The organism is Salidesulfovibrio brasiliensis JCM 12178 (assembly GCF_001311825.1).
Lineage (GTDB): Bacteria > Desulfobacterota > Desulfovibrionia > Desulfovibrionales > Desulfovibrionaceae > Pseudodesulfovibrio > Pseudodesulfovibrio brasiliensis.
This window is the reverse complement of sequence record NZ_BBCB01000026.1, coordinates 1-17,759: the sequence shown is the minus strand read 5'-3', so window position 1 is coordinate 17,759 and position 17,759 is coordinate 1. Positions and strand designations below refer to the sequence as shown.

The 17,759-nt window shown below is 61.5% G+C and carries 13 protein-coding genes and 1 pseudogene; 7 read left to right on the top strand and 7 right to left on the bottom strand.

The genetic code is table 11. From position 1 onward, the window contains the following. Positions 1–44: 44 nt before the first annotated feature. A complete protein-coding gene (locus JCM12178_RS18265; RefSeq protein ID WP_172677096.1) occupies positions 45–821 on the bottom strand; it encodes a Mut7-C RNAse domain-containing protein in 777 nt (258 codons plus the stop codon). Here JCM12178_RS18265 and JCM12178_RS08445 point away from each other — a divergent pair. Next, positions 814–2,046, top strand: coding sequence for a M48 family metallopeptidase (locus tag JCM12178_RS08445; protein ID WP_054650469.1), 1,233 nt, complete (start codon positions 814–816; stop codon positions 2,044–2,046). The two genes, JCM12178_RS18265 and JCM12178_RS08445, sit on opposite strands and share 8 nt — an antisense overlap. On the opposite strand, the gene JCM12178_RS08440 is transcribed toward JCM12178_RS08445, so the two are convergent. Beyond that, a complete protein-coding gene (locus JCM12178_RS08440) occupies positions 2,043–3,788 on the bottom strand; it encodes a methyl-accepting chemotaxis protein (protein WP_172677095.1) in 1,746 nt (581 codons plus the stop codon). The genes JCM12178_RS08445 and JCM12178_RS08440 overlap by 4 nt on opposite strands. A 337-nt stretch (positions 3,789–4,125) precedes the next feature. Between JCM12178_RS08440 and pgm the strand changes: the two are divergent. Both pgm and JCM12178_RS08430 read left to right on the top strand, forming a co-directional pair. Next, a pseudogene (gene pgm / locus JCM12178_RS08435) lies at positions 4,126–5,765 on the top strand (phosphoglucomutase (alpha-D-glucose-1,6-bisphosphate-dependent)). Positions 5,766–5,775: 10 nt separating this feature from the next. After that, positions 5,776–6,570, top strand: coding sequence for a substrate-binding periplasmic protein (locus JCM12178_RS08430; RefSeq protein WP_054650465.1), 795 nt, complete (start codon positions 5,776–5,778; stop codon positions 6,568–6,570). Positions 6,571–6,572: 2 nt separating this feature from the next. On the opposite strand, the gene JCM12178_RS08425 is transcribed toward JCM12178_RS08430, so the two are convergent. Next, positions 6,573–8,747, bottom strand: coding sequence for a diguanylate cyclase (locus JCM12178_RS08425; protein WP_245628687.1), 2,175 nt, complete (start codon positions 8,745–8,747; stop codon positions 6,573–6,575). A gap of 409 nt (positions 8,748–9,156) precedes the next feature. On the opposite strand from JCM12178_RS08425, the gene panC reads away from it, so the two are divergent. The 3 genes from panC to metK are packed head-to-tail and all read left to right on the top strand — an operon-like array spanning position 9,157 to position 11,595. After that, entirely contained in the window at positions 9,157–10,005 is an 849-nt protein-coding gene (gene panC, locus JCM12178_RS08420) for a pantoate--beta-alanine ligase (protein ID WP_054650461.1), read from the top strand. Positions 10,006–10,009: 4 nt separating this feature from the next. Beyond that, positions 10,010–10,387, top strand: a complete 378-nt coding sequence (gene panD, locus JCM12178_RS08415; RefSeq protein WP_054650459.1) for an aspartate 1-decarboxylase — start codon at positions 10,010–10,012, stop codon at positions 10,385–10,387. Positions 10,388–10,422: 35 nt separating this feature from the next. After that, the gene (metK, locus tag JCM12178_RS08410; RefSeq protein ID WP_054650457.1) at positions 10,423–11,595 is read left to right on the top strand and encodes a methionine adenosyltransferase; all 1,173 of its coding nucleotides are present in this window, start codon (positions 10,423–10,425) and stop codon (positions 11,593–11,595) included. Between the two features lie 152 nt (positions 11,596–11,747). Here the strand turns inward: metK and JCM12178_RS08405 are convergent, their stop codons facing one another. From JCM12178_RS08405 to JCM12178_RS08390, 4 genes are all read right to left on the bottom strand, one after another. After that, on the bottom strand, positions 11,748–12,524 hold the full coding sequence (locus JCM12178_RS08405) for a DNA polymerase III delta subunit-related protein (protein ID WP_245628686.1): 777 nt from the start codon (positions 12,522–12,524) through the stop codon (positions 11,748–11,750). A gap of 12 nt (positions 12,525–12,536) precedes the next feature. Next, positions 12,537–13,811, bottom strand: a complete 1,275-nt coding sequence (locus JCM12178_RS08400; protein WP_054650455.1) for an adenylosuccinate synthase — start codon at positions 13,809–13,811, stop codon at positions 12,537–12,539. Positions 13,812–13,915: 104 nt separating this feature from the next. Next, positions 13,916–14,302: a hypothetical protein gene (locus JCM12178_RS08395; protein ID WP_054650453.1), complete on the bottom strand. Its 387-nt coding sequence runs from the start codon at positions 14,300–14,302 to the stop codon at positions 13,916–13,918. Between the two features lie 140 nt (positions 14,303–14,442). Beyond that, entirely contained in the window at positions 14,443–16,137 is a 1,695-nt protein-coding gene (locus JCM12178_RS08390) for a methyl-accepting chemotaxis protein (protein ID WP_218185642.1), read from the bottom strand. A gap of 174 nt (positions 16,138–16,311) precedes the next feature. Here JCM12178_RS08390 and JCM12178_RS08385 point away from each other — a divergent pair, with 174 nt between their 5' ends. Further along, positions 16,312–17,586 (top strand): IMP cyclohydrolase, encoded by a 1,275-nt coding sequence (locus tag JCM12178_RS08385; RefSeq protein WP_054650451.1) that lies wholly within the window; start codon positions 16,312–16,314, stop codon positions 17,584–17,586. Positions 17,587–17,759 lie beyond the last annotated feature (173 nt).

Sequence of the window (17,759 nt, the reverse complement as noted above, 5' to 3'; positions counted from 1 at the left end):
ATGAATAATATAGCCGGTAGCGTAAATCAAGCACTGTCCCCCGCTCAGAGCGAACCTGCAGCAATTTCGACCCCGGCGTTTTTCAGCCTGTTGATAAGATGCATATAATGGGTACCTTTCCAGAACAATCCGCCGCACTGAGGACAGTGCCTGAACTCGTTATAATACTTCTTTGTTTTTGGCTCCAAAAGATGAAGAACATCGCTTTTTTCCACATAGTGCGTCATGACGTTGCAACGCAGACAACGGCCCATAATTCCGTTTGTTTGCTGCAGACCGTAGGCCCGGACCACCTCGGCAAGCTGTCCGTCCGGCCGCTGGGACCTGAGCAGCCTGCCGTGCTGTACTTTACTGCGCATGAGCAGCCCGCGATCCCGTGTCAGCAACACCCGCTGCTCGTCCGAGGAAATGGCCGCCAGTTCCGCATCGTCCGTCCCGCGGTCCCAGCGGGTGTCGATGCCGAGGGCGCGCAGCAGCATGACCACGCCCGCAGCGTTGTCATCCACCAGAAAACGCAAGCGCGGATACGCCTCGCGAAACCCGTCTGACCGGGTAACATCCAGCGGCAGGTCATGACCAAGGACCCGCACCTGGCGTCCAGGGGCAGGTTGCAGGGAGAACCCCGCATCACGCCCGTTTGCCGTAATGCGCCCCACCTCGGTGTGCGGGATGCCAAGCGACTCGACCATGTCCTTGATTGACTGGCCCTCGCGCGGTCGATAGCGTACTGTGCTCCGGCCGGGGCTGCGCCTGAGCAGACCGGCCAGATCGTCATCGAACAGCAGGACAACCGATTCCGATTCCGGAGGCTCCATGAACATATACCTCGTCCTCATTCTGATTTCGCTCGCGGGCGCATGGCTGCTCGGCGCCATCTCCCGCCACCTCGACGCAAAGAACCTCTCGCGCGAGGTGCCGGAGGAATTCCGCGACACCGTGGACTCCGAGACCTATCGACGCTCGCAGGAATACACACTTGCAAAAATGCGCACCGAGTCGGTGGAGGAAACCGTTTCCACGGCTCTGGTCATCATCTTCCTGCTGGCAGGCGGCTTCGCATGGGCCGACAATCTGGTCCGCGCGGCGGGCTTCGGCCCCATCGCCACGGGCCTTTGCTACTTCGGGCTGATCGGCCTTCTGAGCGCGGCCCTCGGCCTGCCGTTTTCGGTCTACAATACCTTTGTGCTGGAAAAACGCTTCGGGTTCAACAAAACCACGCCCGGAACCTTCATCGTCGACCGCCTGAAGGGGCTTGTGCTCACGGTGCTCATCGGCGGCCCGATGCTGGCGGGCGTACTGCTCTTTTTCGGCTGGGCCGGTGCTGCGGCATGGCTCTGGTGCTGGGGTTTCACCACGCTGGTCAGCCTCGCCATCACCTACGTTGCGCCGCAGTGGATCCTGCCGCTCTTCAACAAGTTCTCGCCGCTGCCCGACGGCGAGCTAAGGACCATGCTGGAAGAGTACGCGCAACGGGAAGGGTTCGAGCTGACCGGGCTCTACCTGATGGACGGCTCCAAACGCAGCACAAAGGCAAATGCCTTCTTCACAGGCTTCGGCAAGAAGAAACGTATCGCGCTGTTCGACACGTTGGTGGAGCGGCACACGCCTGAGGAGATCACGGCAGTGCTCGCGCACGAGATCGGCCACTCCAAGCTCGGCCACGTCCGCAAGATGCTCGTGGCCTCAATCCTCAAGACAGGGCTGCTCTTCTGGCTGATGTCGCTCTTTCTGGATTCAAAGGGACTCTTCGCGGCCTTCGGTGTGCAGGAAACCAGCATCTACGCAGGCCTTCTCTTCTTCGTGATTCTCTACACGCCCGTGTCGCTGCTGTTGGGCATCGCGGCAGGGGCGCTCTCGCGCAAGCACGAATTCGAGGCCGACGCCTTTGCGGCCAGCACCACCGGGAAGCCCGAAGACCTCGTCTCCGCGCTCAAACGGCTTTCGGTGGATACCCTTTCCAACCTGACGCCGCACCCGTTCACTGTTTGGCTGAGCTACTCGCACCCGCCGGTGGTCCGGCGCATCCGAGCCCTGCGGGAAGCCTAGGCGGCCTTCGGGAGCGCACGGGGCCCGACGTTTCGGACCGTCACCGAGTCCGGGCCACCGGTGCGGAAGAACTCCATGACCTGCAACATGCGCTCGGCCTGCGCCCGCAGCTCCTCGGCGGTGGAAGCCAGCTCCTCGGAGGCTGCGGCGTTGCCGTGCACCACGGTATCAAGGTTCGTCACCGCCTGATTGACCTGATCGATGCCCGCATTCTGCTCATGGCTGGCCATGGCCACGGCCCGGACAAGCTCGGCGTTCTTCTCGATATCCGCAACCAACGACTCCAACCGCTGCCCGGCGTCCTCGGCGATGCTCAAGCTTCGGCCGGAAAGCTCGGCAATCTGCCCGGCGGCGGTGGCGCTCTGCTCGGCCAGCTTGCGGACCTCGGCCGCCACCACGGCAAAGCCCTTTCCGGCTTCCCCGGCACGGGCCGCCTCAATGGCCGCGTTCAGGGCCAACAGATTGGTCTGCCGCGCAATCTCTTCGATAAGCCCGGTCTTTCCGGCGATCTCGCGCATGGCCTCAACCGTCCTTTCTACGGCGGCCCCGCCTTCCTGCGCGTCTTCGGCCATGCGTTCGGCCTGCTGCTGCGCGGTCTCGGAAGATTCAAGATTGCTGCGGATATTGCCCGCAACCTGCTCCACGGATGCCGAAATCTCCTCCACGCTGGCGGCCTCCTCGGCGGAATCCTGCGAAAGCCGCTCGGAAAGGGCAGACACCTCCTGACATCCGCCCACGACCACGGACGCGCCGTCCTTGACCTCGCGCACCGTATCGGCCACGCGAACAACCATGTCGTTGAGCGAGGCCATCAGCCGCGCCATCTCGTTGCGGCCCTCGATGTCGGCGGTGGAGGTCAGATCGCCCTCGGCCATGGCCCGGGCAAACTCCATCCCCTCGCGGACCGGGTGCCCCACGGTCCTGCGCAGAAGAACGAATATGAACAGACCGGAGACAAGCGCCACGGCAGCGCCTATGCCGAAAAGGACGTTGCGCTGAGTTAAAGCGCCGGAAATAAGGTCCGACTCGTAGGCAGACATGCAGACCAGCCAGTTCAGGCCGGGAACACGGCGATAGACCATGATCTTTTCACGGCCCTGCCACTCATAGGAAAGCCCGCCGTCGCCTTCGGCCAATGCCTGACGCATGAACTCGTTCACGCCAAGGTCCTCAAACATCAGGTCCGGATTTCCCGCGTGCGCCATCAATTTGCCGGTCTCGTCGACGATAAAACCGTAGCCTTCCTCACCAATGGTCACCGGATAAAGAAATCGCTCCGCAAAGCGATCCCAAAGAGGAAACAGCGCCACGCCGCCCAGAAGTTCGCCGCTGGAGTTCCTCACGGCTGCAGAAACCGCAAGAATGTTCCTGCCCCCGCCAGACTTGGAGCGGATAACGCCGGGCATGACATAGGAATCCGCCCCGGCCAGAATGCGCTTCACATATTCACGCCCTGCCCGGTCCGCGCCTTCAAGGTCCTTGCCTTCGGCGTTGCGACCCACGACCACCTTGCCGTTGCGGTCGAACATGAGCACGGCCCAGAGACCCGGATAGTTCTCCAGAACACTTTCGGCAATGGAGTTTGCCTGCGTCCTGCCCCAGCCGTTCAAGGTGCGCGCGATGGCAGGCAGTCCTGCCACGGTCCCTGCATAGCCGGTCATGGCCTCGACATAGTCGGTCAGGGTCGAGGTCATGCCTTCGGCAATATTCGAAGCACCGTTTATCTCGCTCTGAAGTGCCATTTCGTATGAGCTTTTGGTTACATAATAGCCGATCGACCCAACACCTGCCAGAATGACCAAAATCACCGGAACAAGAATCATATATGTTATATTTTTTCGAAGTATGTGCATTTCATCCCTCCATGCTTTACTAAAAAGACATCTCTGCTGTCGCAGCAATACTCATTGAAGGCCCACAAACATCACGTTCCAAACACAAGTTTGTGACAAAGGCGACGCACGATTATTCACTTCCATAGGAGGCGGAAATGATGCGACAAAACGGACGGGCAAATCTTGTCCGCGCGGTCGGACCCTGTTAGACTCGCCCCACGATACGCACTAACCCGGAGGTTTCATGTCCCTTCATCCTCTTGCCGGGAAACCGGCCACCCGAGATATGCTGCAAAACATCCCGCGGCTCGTGACCGCGTACTATTCGCACAAGCCGGACCCCACCGATTCCGGCCAGATCGTCTCGTTCGGCACCTCCGGGCATCGCGGCTGCTCCCTGACCTCCACATTCAACGAGAGCCACGTCATGGCCGTGTGTCAGGCTGTGTGCGAGCACCGGCGCACACGCGGCATCGACGGGCCGCTTTTCCTCGGACGCGACACGCACGCCTTGTCCGAGCCCGCGTTCGCCACCGCGCTGGAGGTCTTCGCGGCCAACGGCGTTTCCGTGCGCTATCAGGAAGGATTCGGCGATACACCCACCCCCGTCATTTCCCACGCCATTCTCGGCTGGAACCGCGGCCGTGATCGCGGGCTTGCCGACGGCGTGGTCATCACCCCTTCGCACAACCCGCCACGCGACGGCGGCATCAAGTACAATCCACCGGATGGCGGCCCCGCGGACTTCCGCACCACGCAGCCATTCAGGACGGGGCCAACCAGATGCTCATCGACAAGCTGGTGAGCGTGAAGCGGGTGACGTACGACAGGGCTCTGGCCACTGACGGCGTGGAGGCATACGACTTCGTGGGCCCATATGTGAAGGACCTCGGCAGCATCCTGCGACTGGACGCCGTGGCCGCCGAAGGGCTCAAGATCGGCGCGGACCCCATGGGCGGCTCCGGCCTCGCCTACTGGGAACCCATCGCCGAGGAGTACGGGCTGGACATCACCGTGACCAACGACTCCCGCGACCCGACGTTCGCCTTCATGACCGTGGACAAGGACGGCAAGATCCGCATGGACTGCTCCTCGCCATACGCCATGGCGGGCCTCATCGCGCTGCGCGACCGCTTCGACATCGCCTTCGGCAACGACCCGGATTTCGACCGCCACGGCATCGTCACCAGCGCCTCGGGCCTGCTCAACCCCAACCACTACCTTTCGGTGGCCGTAGACTACCTTTTCCGGACCCGCGAGGAGTGGAAGGATGCCGCCGTGGGAAAAACCGTGGTGACAAGCTCCATGCTGGACCGCGTGGCCGAGGGACTGGACAAGCCGATTTTCGAGGTCCCCGTGGGCTTCAAGTGGTTCGTGAGCCCGCTGCTCAAGGGCACCTGCGCTTTCGGCGGCGAGGAATCCGCCGGGGCAAGCTTCGTGCGCCTCGACGGTTCACCGTGGACCACGGACAAGGACGGCATCATCATGAACCTGCTGGCCGCGGAGATCACCGCCGTCACCGGACGCGACCCCGGCGAACTGTACGCCGAGCTGGAAAAAAACCACGGCGCACCGGTGTACCGGCGCAGCGACGCCCCGGCCACCAACAAGCAGAAGGCGGCTTTCCGCAAGCTTACCCCGGACGCGGTGAACACGGAAACGCTGGCGGGAGACAGAATCACCGCGACCATGACCCATGCCCCGGGCAATGGCGAGCCCATCGGCGGGCTGAAAGTCTGCACCAAGAACGGCTGGTTCGCGGCGCGCCCTTCCGGCACCGAGGAAATCTACAAGATATATGCGGAGAGTTTCCGGGACGAAGCGCACCTTGCCACCATCGAGGAAGAAGCCAAGGCCATCGTGAACACCATCTTCGAGGACTAGGACGAAAAGGATGCGAAAGACGCTGGCCACGGCTCGTTTTCTCGCGGTACTGCTGACCGCATTGCTCGCATCGCAGGCTGCGGCGGCGGAACTGCTCGGCCCTGTCCGCGTCTGTGACGGCACGGCCGAGTGGCCTCCCTACATCTACTATCAGCGCGAAGGCGATAATGCCGGAAGGCTCGTTGGCTTTTCTCTGGATGTATTGAGAGAAGTCCTCAAACCGGAGCAACTGTCCATTGAGGTCTCGCTCCAGCCATGGCGTACCTGCCTCAACGAGACAGCCGACGGCAAACGGGACGTGATCCTGAACGCCACCAGCAACCCCGTGCTCAACGCCCGCTTTCTGCAGTCACGGGCGTACTACACCACCACGCCGAGCTACGTCTACTCAACCGTCAGGTTCCCGCAAGGAATGGGAATCGAATCAAAGGAAGGCCTGCGAGAGTACAAGGGGTGCGGGGTATCCGGCCGCGACTACACTCGCTACCATATCCCTGATGATACGCTGGACACGACCTCGCCCGACATCACGAGCGCGCTGCTCAAGCTTCTGGAGGGCCGCTGCGACTACGTGCCCATCAGCTATGAGCCGTTTTCAGCATACACACTGACAGGCGAACCGTATGCCACCGACCCTGCCCTCGCCCACGCTCCGGTTCCGGGCATGTCCAAGCTGGAGCATCACATGCTCTTCCCCATCACCCCCCGTGGCGAACAGCTCAGGAACCTTGTTGACGAAGGGCTGAAGCGGCTTATTGAAACAGGCCGTTTGCATGAGCTGCTGAATAAGTACGGACTGGAATAAGCCTACTCCGGTAGCCGCCCGGCTGCCTTTTCCGCCTCTTCATCCTTTCCCTGCACCCGAAGCGCACGGACCAGCGCCTCGCCGTACTCCTTTCGCTCGGGGCGGAGCGCCACACTCTGCCGGGCAAGCACCTCGGCAATCTGCGGATCTTCGCCACCTTCGAGATACAACAGGGCCAGCATATACATGGCATGCGCGTCGTTATGATCCGCGCTCAGTGCAAGATGCAGATACTCGCGGGCCTGCTCCATGCTGCCGCGCTTCCACGCGGTACGGGCCAACGGACGGTAGGCAAGGGACTCCCCGCCCTTGAGCGTCGAGGCCTTGAGGTACAGGGTCTCGGCCTGATCGTAGTCCTTTTCCCGCTCGGCAAGGTTGCCCAGCCGCACGAGGCTGAAGACATGCTCCGGCTCCAGATCAAGGCAGCGGCTGTACGCAGTCCGGGCCTCGTCCAGTTGCTCCTTGCGGTGCAGAACGCGGCCAAGGTTGTAAAGGGCCATGATGTCGTCCGGTTCCAGCTCCAGCACCGAGGAGAACTCATCGCGCGCCTCGTCGAGCTTGCCCAGATGGGCGAGGCAGATGGCCAGCGAGTTCCTCGCGGTGGTGTTGGAGGGGTCAAGCTCCAACGCCATGCGGTAACGATCCAGCGCACCGTAAATGTCTCCGTCCGCCCAGAGCCGGTCGCCCGTGAGATTCAGGGTTACGGAATCGAACACCGCGGCCCGGGGCGCGGGCAGGAGCAGCGCATGCTCCAGCGCGTCGCGCACGTTGTCCAGCGTGTCGCCGGGACGAAAATCGAGACAGGGATGCGCGGCCCCGGCTGCCGCAACTTCAACCGCCAGCTTGCGCTCGCCCAGAGCAACGAGAGCGTCGCAGTGGGAACGCAGCGCCGCTTCGTCGGCATCCGGCACAAGAAAGACCAGCCCGCCGAGACCGTAACGCCCGCCCACGGCATCAGGGCCGAGAACGTCGCGGGCCATGGTGGCGGCCTGCCGGGTCAGGGTCTCCATGTGCTTGCGGTAGCTCGCCACTGATTCCGGCGGTTCACTCAAAATTTTCAGGATGCACAGGCCGAACGGCCCTTCGGCGCGGCGCTCCTCGAACCGGCCCATGAAGGCCCGGAATTCGAGCAGACCGGAATCGTCCTCCTCGCCGCCCGTTCCGGCAGTGTCGAAAATGCTCTGCTGCTCGGTGACGAGCACGAGCTGGTCTCCGACCTCAACGGGCCATGCGGCGTCTGCAAGGTGCAGGACCTCGGCAAAGGCGATGTCCTCCTGCGCGTCCACGATGACGGCCTCCGCCTTGTACATGGCGGGATAGCGCCCCGAGATGCGCTCGTCCGCTGTGAGCGAGGCCCCGGCAGGTCTTCCTGACATGGCCGAACGGACAAGAAACCGCTGTCCGACTCGTGCGCCCACGGAGGTGCCGAGGCTCACGGCCATGCGATCCAGCGGCAGGGTTTCAGTGACGCGCCCGCCCTTTTCCAAAATGTCGCGGTAGCCGAAGACTCGGTTGCGCCCCATGTCCTTGGCCACAGCCACGGCCCGGCGGGCGTTCCGGAGCAGAATGCGGCCCTGCTCCTGCGCGGAAAGACCGTACTGCCGTCCTTCCATGGCCTGCGGATAGGCCGCGTAGCCGATGCTTGCACTCACGTGCACGCGGTCCTCGGTGACGGGGTCGTCGAACTGGAGCTTGGCGATGCTCTCGCGCAGCACTTCGGCAAGTTGGAAGCAGGTGCGGCGGTTGGCATCGGGAAGCAGCACCGCGAACTTGTCGTTGCCGTACCGCGAGGCCACGGCAAAACCGGGGCAGACCTCGGCCATGCAGCGCCCCACCTCGGCAACGATGTGATCCCCAAAAGGATACCCGTAACGGTCGTTGACGGTCTGAAACCGGTCGAGGTCGAGAAAAAGCACGCCGATGTTGCCGGAAAACGTCGGCATTTCCGTGTCCGTCTTTTCGCAGGCCGCCAGCCCGACCGTGCCGGGGATCAGGCACCCTTTGACGCGGTCCACGGCAGTGGAAAGCCTTTCAAGGAAATAGTCCCGGTTGAAAAGCCCGGTGAGCCCGTCCGTTACGCACTGCTTACGCAGGGCAATGACCTCAAGAACCGCGTTGGCGATCCCCTGAAGGTACTTCGGGGCAACCGTCGGCGCCTTGAGCGAAACATCACGCACATAAAAATTTGCGAGAAATCTGCCGCCCTGCGACAGCGGGATGATGAGCTCCCTGTCTTCCCGGCGATATTCGGCATCCGGAGGAGCATCCTCCGGACCGGTTGACCGAGGGAAGAACAAACTGTATGAGTATATATTGATATACGCAGACAGTGCATCTTTGACGTCATGCTCATGATCGATGACGTCCTGCCTGTCGAGTACCGGGGTCCCGTCGAAAATGCCGTGCTTTTTTCTCATAATTCGGGAGAATACAACGGCAGGACGCTTTGCACAAGCGCAGCAGGGCCCCGCCCCCGATATGCGGGTGGACAACATAGAGGAAATGACTTAGCAGAGCATCCTTTGCACGTGGAAGGACGCCCCCGGCGCACCTCCCTCGCGTTTCAAGAAAGCGAGAAGATCACGCATGAAGACCATACGAAATCCCGAAGAACTGCAGAGACAGTGCATGCAGTGGGAACGCGAAGGCCACAGGATCGGCCTTGTGCCCACCATGGGATACTTCCATGAAGGTCATCTCTCCCTCATGGATGCCTGCCGCGGCCAATGCGACAAGCTGGTTGTTTCCCTGTTCGTCAACCCGACCCAGTTCGGTCCCGGCGAAGACCTCGACAGCTACCCGCGCGACGAGGCTCGCGACGCACGCCTGGCCCATGAGCACGGAACCGATGTGCTTTTCTGCCCCGAGCCGGGCGGCATGTACCATGAGGACCACGGAACGTGGATAGAAGTCCCGGAAATGGCCCGGGGACTCTGCGGCGCATCGCGCCCCATCCACTTCCGGGGCGTTTGCACCGTGGTGAACAAGCTGTTCATGCTCGCCCGCCCCGCTGTGGCGGTGTTCGGGCAGAAAGACTGGCAGCAGCTCGCCATCATCCGGCGCATGGTCCGCGACCTGCACATTCCCGTGCAGATCGTGGGGCACCCCATCGTGCGGGAGGCCGACGGCCTTGCGCTGAGTTCCCGCAACGTCTACCTCACCGATGAAGAACGCGCCGTCGCGCCCAATATCCACAAGACGCTCGCCGAAGCTGCTGATCTGGTAGCCAGCGGTGAGCGGGATGCGGGCGCGGTCAAACGCTTCATCACAGACCGGCTGGCTGAGACCGTGCCCATGGGCCGCATCGACTATGCGGAACTCGTGGACCCGGACAATCTCGCCCCGCTCGAACGCATAAGCGGCCCCGCGCTGGCGGCCGTGGCGATGTTCATGAGCAAGGCGAGGCTCATCGACAATTATCTCATAGGGGTATAAGGCAGTGGCCCAAAGAAACTTCCTGAGCGCCAAGATTCACGGCGCAACCATAACCTGCGCGAAGCTGGAATACCACGGTAGCCTGTCCATCGACACAACACTGCTCGAGGCAGCGGGAATCTTGCCTTTCGAGCGCGTGGACATCTACAACTTGGACAACGGTGAACGGCTCTCCACCTACGCCATCCCCGGCGGCCCCGGCGAAATATGCATGAACGGGGCGGCCGCGCACAAAGGCCAGGTCGGCCAGCGGATCATCATCGCCACCTACCAGTGGCTCGACGAATCCGAAATGACCGGCGCAAAACCCAAGGTGGTCATCACCAACACCGATAACACGATCGCAGAGATCATAAATTACGAACTGAGCAACGTGCCCTAGGCACAAAACCGCCACGTTCTTTCAAGGAGGAACTGATGCTCTTTCCCAAAGGCAAGTACCTTTTCACTTCCGAATCCGTGACCGAAGGCCACCCGGACAAGGTCGCAGACCAGATTTCCGACGCCATCCTCGATGCCATCATGGCGCAGGACACCAACTGCCGCGTGGCCTGCGAAACGCTGGTCACCACCGGCATGGCGTTCATCGCCGGTGAGATTTCCACCACGGCCTACGCCGACTTCCCGGACATCGTCCGCTCAACCATCAAGGACATCGGCTACAACAGCTCAGATAAAATGGGCTTCGACTGGGAAACCTGCGCCGTCATCTCCTCCATCGACAAGCAGTCCCCGGACATCGCTCAGGGCGTTGACCGCACCAAGCCCGAAGAACAGGGCGCAGGCGACCAGGGCATGATGTTCGGTTTCGCCACCAAGGAAACCCCGACCCTGATGCCCACCCCCATCTACTACGCGCACAAGCTCTCCCGCCGCCTGACCTACGTGCGCAAGCAGGGCATCCTCGACTTCCTGCGTCCCGACGGCAAGACCCAGGTCTGCGTCGAGTTCGTGGACGGCAAGCCCCACCGCATCGACAACGTGGTCGTCTCCACCCAGCACGATGAAAGCGTGGCCTACGCCGACCTGCACGAAGCAATCATGAAGGAAGTGGTCGAAAAAACCCTTCCCGAAGAACTGATCGACGAAAATCTCAAATCCTACATCAACCCGACAGGCCGCTTCGTCATCGGCGGACCCGTGGGCGACGCAGGACTGACCGGCCGCAAGATCATCAACGACACCTACGGCGGTGCCGGTGCCCACGGCGGCGGTGCCTTCTCCGGCAAGGACCCGTCCAAGGTCGACCGCTCCGGCGCATACATGGCCCGTTACGTGGCCAAGAACGTTGTCGCCTCCGGTCTGGCCGAAGAGTGCGAAGTCCAGATCGCCTACGCCATCGGCGTGGCCGAACCGGTCTCCGTGGTCGTCACCTCCCGCGGCACTGGCGAAGTGCCCGATGAAGTGCTCACCAAAGCAGTCACCGAAGTCTTCGACCTGCGCCCCTACTTCATTCAGGAGCGCCTGAAGCTGCACCAGCCCATCTTCCGCAAGACCACCAACTACGGTCACTTCGGACGCGAACTCCCTGAGTTCCAGTGGGAAAAGACCGACGCAGTCGACGACCTGCGCACCGCCTGCAAAATCTAGACAGGCAACGACACCACCCAAAAAGGGCGGGAGCTTAAAAGCTCCCGCCCTTTTTCGTTCAACATGCCACTGGTGGCCTCCCGGACATTATGCCCGAAGACGGGTGGCGAGCCAGTCCAGTACGAGAGAGGGATTCACCGGCACCTGTGTGTTCAGGGCGTCCTGCGCCTCGCCAAGGGCGAGGTCGAGACGTCGCAGCCCGGCCGTGCGAGATGGGCGGCCATGTCAGCGGCAACCGTGCCGCCGGAACCGCTCATGGCATCACGCAGAACCCGCTGCATGCCGAGCAGGACCCTGAAGGCGAGGTCTGCGTCCACCGAGCCTTTGGTGGCAGTACGGGGAAACCATCCCCGGCCGGATTTCCAGAACCCGACCATAGCCGCGCACCACTCCTCGATGTCCGCGTCGTTTCCCTGTGCGTTGGGCCATGACAACGTGACCACGAAGCTGCGGGAGACGAGCGTCTCCAGAAGCCGCTCTCTCTGCGGCGTGCAGAGCACAAAAACATTGCCGGGTCGTGGCTCCTCAAGCGACTTGAGCAGGGCATTGGCCGATTCGGTCATGAGGCGCTGGGCCTCGGCGAGGATGGTCACGCGGTAGCCGTCGCCATGGGGCGGCTGGCCCCAGATGGGCCGGGCCTCTCGGATGGGCTCGACCTTGATGAGATCCTCGCGGCCGTCGAAGACCATCAGGTCGGAAAAGGCACGATCGCGGATCTGTCGGCAGGCCGGACAGGCGTCGCAGGGTTTCTGCTCGCTCTCGCAGTTGAGGCGCATTGCCCACCATAGCGCGGCCGCGAACCGTTCGTCCGCGTCGCCGCCTTCAAGGACAATGCTTTGGGGAGGATTCGCCGCCAGGGCGTCCAGCCGCATGATCGCGTGGTGCTGGCCCGAGAGGGCCGTGATCGGATCGAGAAGGCCGGACGCCATGACGGTAGTTCCTTAGAAGGTCTGTTCGCGGTCGGGACCGACGGACACGAAGCCCACGGTCACGCCGGTGAGTTCCTGAATGCGTTCGAGGTACTTGCGGGCGTTGAGCGGGAGGTCGTCCCAGCTCTTGGCGGCGGTGATGTCCTCGTCCCAGCCGGGCAGGGTCTCGTAGACGGGTTCCACGTAGGCCATGCCGTTCTGCTCCTGCGGCGGGTACTCAATGATCTGGTCCTGATACTTGTACCCGGTGCAAATCTTAAGTTCCTTGAGGCCCGAGAGGACGTCCAGCTTGGTGATGGCCAGCTCGGTGGGACCGTTGAGGCGCACGGATTCGCGCAGCACCACGAGGTCCAGCCAGCCGCAGCGGCGACGGCGGCCGGTGGTGGCGCCGAATTCTCCACCGTTTTCCTGCAGGTAGTTGCCCACTTCGTCAAAGAGTTCCGTGGGGAACGGACCGCCGCCCACGCGGGTGGTGTAGGCCTTGACGATGGCGATGATGCGGTCGAGGTCGCGCGGGGAACTGCCGGACCCGGTGGCCGCGTTGGCGGTCACGGTGTTGCTGGAGGTGACGAACGGGTAAGTGCCGTGGTCGATGTCCAGATGGGTTCCCTGAGCGCCTTCGAAGAGGACCATGCCGCCCTTGCGGTTGATCTTCTGAATCTCGGTAGAAACATCGCCCAGATACGGGACGAGCCGTTCGGCGTAAGGCAGGACTTCGTCGAACACTGCATCGGCGTCAAGCGGTTCCATGCCGTACAGGTGCTTCAGGAGCACGTTCTTTTCCTCAAGAGCCTTGCCGATCTTTTCGCGCAGCAGGTCCTTGTTCTGGAAGTCTGCGGCGCGGATGCCGCAGCGGTGCATCTTGTCCTCGTAGCAGGGACCGATGCCGCGACCGGTGGTGCCGATCTTCTTCTTGTCGGATTTGGTGGACTCGCGCGCACTGTCCATGACGCAGTGATAGGGCATGATGACCTGCGTCTTCTTGGAAATCATCATGCGGCCCGGGGAGACGTCCAGTCCGCGCTCGGCGAGCTTGTCTATCTCTTCGCAGAAAACCTTGGGGTCAAGGACCACGCCGTTGCCAATCAGGCACTTCTTGCCCGGATGCAGCACGCCGGAGGGGATGAGGTGCAGGATGCATTTTTCGCCGTCCACCACGAGGGTGTGTCCGGCGTTGTTGCCACCCTGAAAACGGACGATGGCGGAAGCCTTTTCCGCAAGCATGTCCACGATCTTGCCTTTGCCTTCATCACCCCACTGGGATCCGAAAACCACGATATTTGCCATTGTTCATTGCTCCTTGCCGAGGGCGGAGAGCGAGTCTCGACCCGTCATTTGCACACAAAACGGTAATCTTGCGTAATGAATCCGAAAAGGTGTGTCAACTGCGGCTATTCTTCGCGGGGTTTGAATCGAAGGACCTTGCCCTTGTGATCATCGTCCCCGGTGTCATCGTTTTGCCCGGTTGCAGGCGGCTCGGAAACGAAATCGCCCTTGATGCGGCCCGCAGGGGCGGTCAGCGCGGTGAGATCGACGCCGCCGCCTTCGGGTTCCGGCGCGCGCGATTCGCTCCAGCGGTGGTTGAAAAGCTGGTTCTTGAGGCGCATGGACTGCAGCAGGCAGAAGACGATGGCGTCTTCCTCCCAGCGTCGGGTGGGCTCGAACTGGCGGACTTTCTCCGCGTACTTTTCCCACAGGTTCATGAGCGACGCCTCGTCGTAGGCGTTCAACTGCCGGGCGAGCTTGCCCAAAGCCTTTTCCAGATATGAGTCAGCCATTGTGATTGAGATACTCCTTTGGCGTGGTCGCCGGGGCCACCAATACCAGATTCCGCCCCGCCAGCCAATGCGAAAAGCGGCACGCAAAAGGCCGCCTCCGCGAGCGGAGACGGCCGTTTATCGCGTTATATGGCTTGTTGTCAGAAGCGTTCAAACTCGTCGTCACCCATGTCCAGAGCAGGACCGCCGCCACTGTCATCCACCTTGGGCGGTGCCTTTGGCTTGGGCTGCTGACCGCCGGAAGGCAGGGCCTTGCTCTTGGTCTTCGCCTTCGCCTTTGCCTTCGGCTTCTGCGGTTCGGTGCGGCTGCGGGATTCTCCGCCAACACCGACCTTGAAGAAGTTCATTGCTTCCTGAAGCTGCTCGGCCTGACTGGAGAGCTCTTCAGCGGTGGAAGCCACTTCCTCGGAAGCCGAGGCGTTCTGCTGCACCACCTTGTTCAGCTCGTGGATGCCGGAGTTGACCTGTTCGGCCCCGGCGGTCTGTTCGTCACTGGCGGACGAGATTTCCTGAATCAGTTCGGAGGTCTTCTGGATGTCCGGCACGATCTTGGCGAGCAGTTCGCCCGCTTCTTCGGCCACGGCCACGCTGCTGGTGGACAGTTCGCTGATTTCGGCAGCCGCCTGACCGGAACGCTCGGCGAGCTTGCGGACTTCCGCAGCGACAACCGCGAAACCCTTGCCGTGTTCGCCCGCACGGGCCGCCTCGATGGCAGCGTTCAGGGCAAGCAGGTTGGTCTGCCGTGCGATCTCCTCGACGATGAGAATCTTCTCGGCGATCTGGTTCATGGCGTCCACGGTCTTGCTCACGGCCTGTCCGCCCTTTTCCGTGTCCTTGGCGGCCTTGACCGCGATGGAGTCGGTGGTCCGGGCGTTGTCCGCATTCTGGCTGATGCTCGAGGTCATCTGTTCCATGGAGGCCGAAACCTCTTCTACGGCCGAGGCCTGTGTACTCGCGCCCTGCGAAAGCTCCATGGATGCCGAAGCCAGCTCCTCGCTGCCTGCGGTCACGTTTTCGGAAGCCTCCTGAACCGAGCCGACCACGTTACGCAGTTCATCCAGCATATTGCGCATGGCGTTGGTGAGCTGTCCCGTCTCGTCCTGACAACCGCGCTTGATGCTCACGGTCAGGTCGCCCCTGGCGAGCCTGCGGGACGCGCTCACGGCCTCACGCAGCGGCCGCACCATGCCGCGCACCACAAAGAAAACGATGAGCATGATGACGCCGAGCAGCGCAACCGTGGGCACGATGATCTTGATGCGCATGGCGTCGATCTGGTCCTCGACATCATCAACGTAAATACCGCTGCCCACAACCCAGTTCCACGGCTTGTAGAGCTTGACGTAGGAAACCTTGGGGACCGGCTTGTCCTTGCCGGGCTTGGGCCAGAAGTAGTCCACGAATCCCCCGCCCTTGCTCTTGGCAACATCTGACATCTCACGGATAAAGGCCTTGCCGTTCTTGTCTTTCGTGTTGTTCATATCCTTGCCTTCGAGCTTGGGAGAGACAGGGTGCATGAGCATCACGCCTTTTACTGACTGTATCCAGAAATACTCGTTGCCGCGATAGCGCAGGTCCTTGACCGCCTTGCTGGCCTGCTCCTGCGCTTCCTTCACGGTCATTTCTCCGGATTCCGCCAGTCGGCCATATTCTTCAACAAGGCTGTGGGCCACATCCACAACACCCTGAGTGGCTATCCGCTTCTCGTCCATGAGCGCACGACCGGTCAGCGGGATGTAATAGCCCAGCATCCCGATGAGAACCGCTGCCGCAGTCAGCCCGAACAGCGCAAGAATCTTGGTTTGCATTCGCCAGTCACAAAATTTCTTCAACATGCCTTTCCCCCCGGTCGTGATGCAAAGGAGACCTATGAAACCTTTTGCCACAACTATTACACGCTGCCGGTGAAAAGGGCACCACCTTTATGCAAAATATAACGGCTCTATGCGGGAATTGCCCACCTCACGGACCTGTGCTATGAGGTCGCCACCGACAACCACGGAGGAGTCATGAGCGATCTCAAGAAAATGTACCGGACCCTGCAGCAGGACCCGTTCCCTGAAGAAATGACCATCGAGCTTGGAGGACAGAAAGTCCGCTTCAAGAAACGCACATGGGAAATAGACGGTGAAAGCAAAGGGTTGCGCTACGGCGAAAACCCCGACCAGCCCGCAGCCCTGTTCGAGCCGGTTGAAGGCGAACTGGAAATCGACGGTGTGAAATTTCGCGGTCCCGGACAGGGACTCGTCTGCGCCCTCACCGAGGAACACATGATTCAGGCCGGCAAGCACCCCGGCAAGATCAACCTCACCGACGTGGACAACGGCCTCAACATCCTGCAATACCTCGGCGAAAAGCCCGCCGCGGTCATCCTCAAACACAACAACCCCTGCGGCGCGGCATGGACCGAAGAAGGCCTGAGCGTCGCCCTTGAACGCGCCTTCATGGCCGACCGCATAGCCGCCTTCGGGGGAGCCATCGTACTCAACCGAACCGTGGACAAGGCCACAGCGGAGATCGTCAATACAGCCTACTTCGAGGTCATTGCCGCACCCGCCTACGACTCCGACGCCCTCGAAATCCTGAAAACCAAAAAGAACCTGCGCATTCTCCAGATCCCCGGCATCAAGGAACTGGAAACCATGGTCGCCCAGCCGTTCCTCGACATCAAATCACTCATGGACGGCGGCATGGTCCTGCAGTTCTCCTTCCGCAACCGCATTCTCTCCAAAGACGACTTCATCCCCGCCTCCGCAGAGAAAGACGGTAACGCCTACAACGCCCGCACCCCCGACGCCCGCGAAGCAGACGACCTGCTCTTCGCCTGGGCCGTCGAAGCAGGCGTCACCTCAAACTCCGTGCTCTTCGTCAAAGACGGCGCCACCGTTGCCGTCGGCACCGGAGAACAGGACCGCGTCGGCTGCGTACTCCTCGCCATCGGCAAGGCCTACACCAAATACTCCGATCTCATCGCTTTCGAAAAAGCCGGAAAAAGCATCTTCGAAGTGCGCCTCGACGCCAAAACAGACGAAAAAGCCGCAAAACTGCTGGCAGAAATCGAAAAGCAAACCGAAGAAGACCGGGGCGGACTGCCCGGCAGCGTCGCCGTCTCCGACGGCTTCTTCCCCTTCCGAGACGGCGTGGACCTCTGCATCGACCAAGGCGTGAGCGCCATCGCCCAGCCCGGCGGCTCCATCCGCGACCACGAAGTAATTCAAGCCGTAAACGAAGCATGCCCGCAAGTGGCCATGGTCTTCACCGGCCAACGCAGCTTCAAGCACTAGAGCCGGTCTACACGAATCAAAAAACGGGGCACTCCTCTAGGAGTGTCCCGTTTTTTATGCCTCCGGCGGCCCTCCGGGGGCTCAAAACCTTTCGGGAAAGGTTTTAAGAATTCCAAAGCTTTTTGGCTTGCCTGCGGCGGGATTGCCGGGCACGTGAGGACTTCGATTGCCTC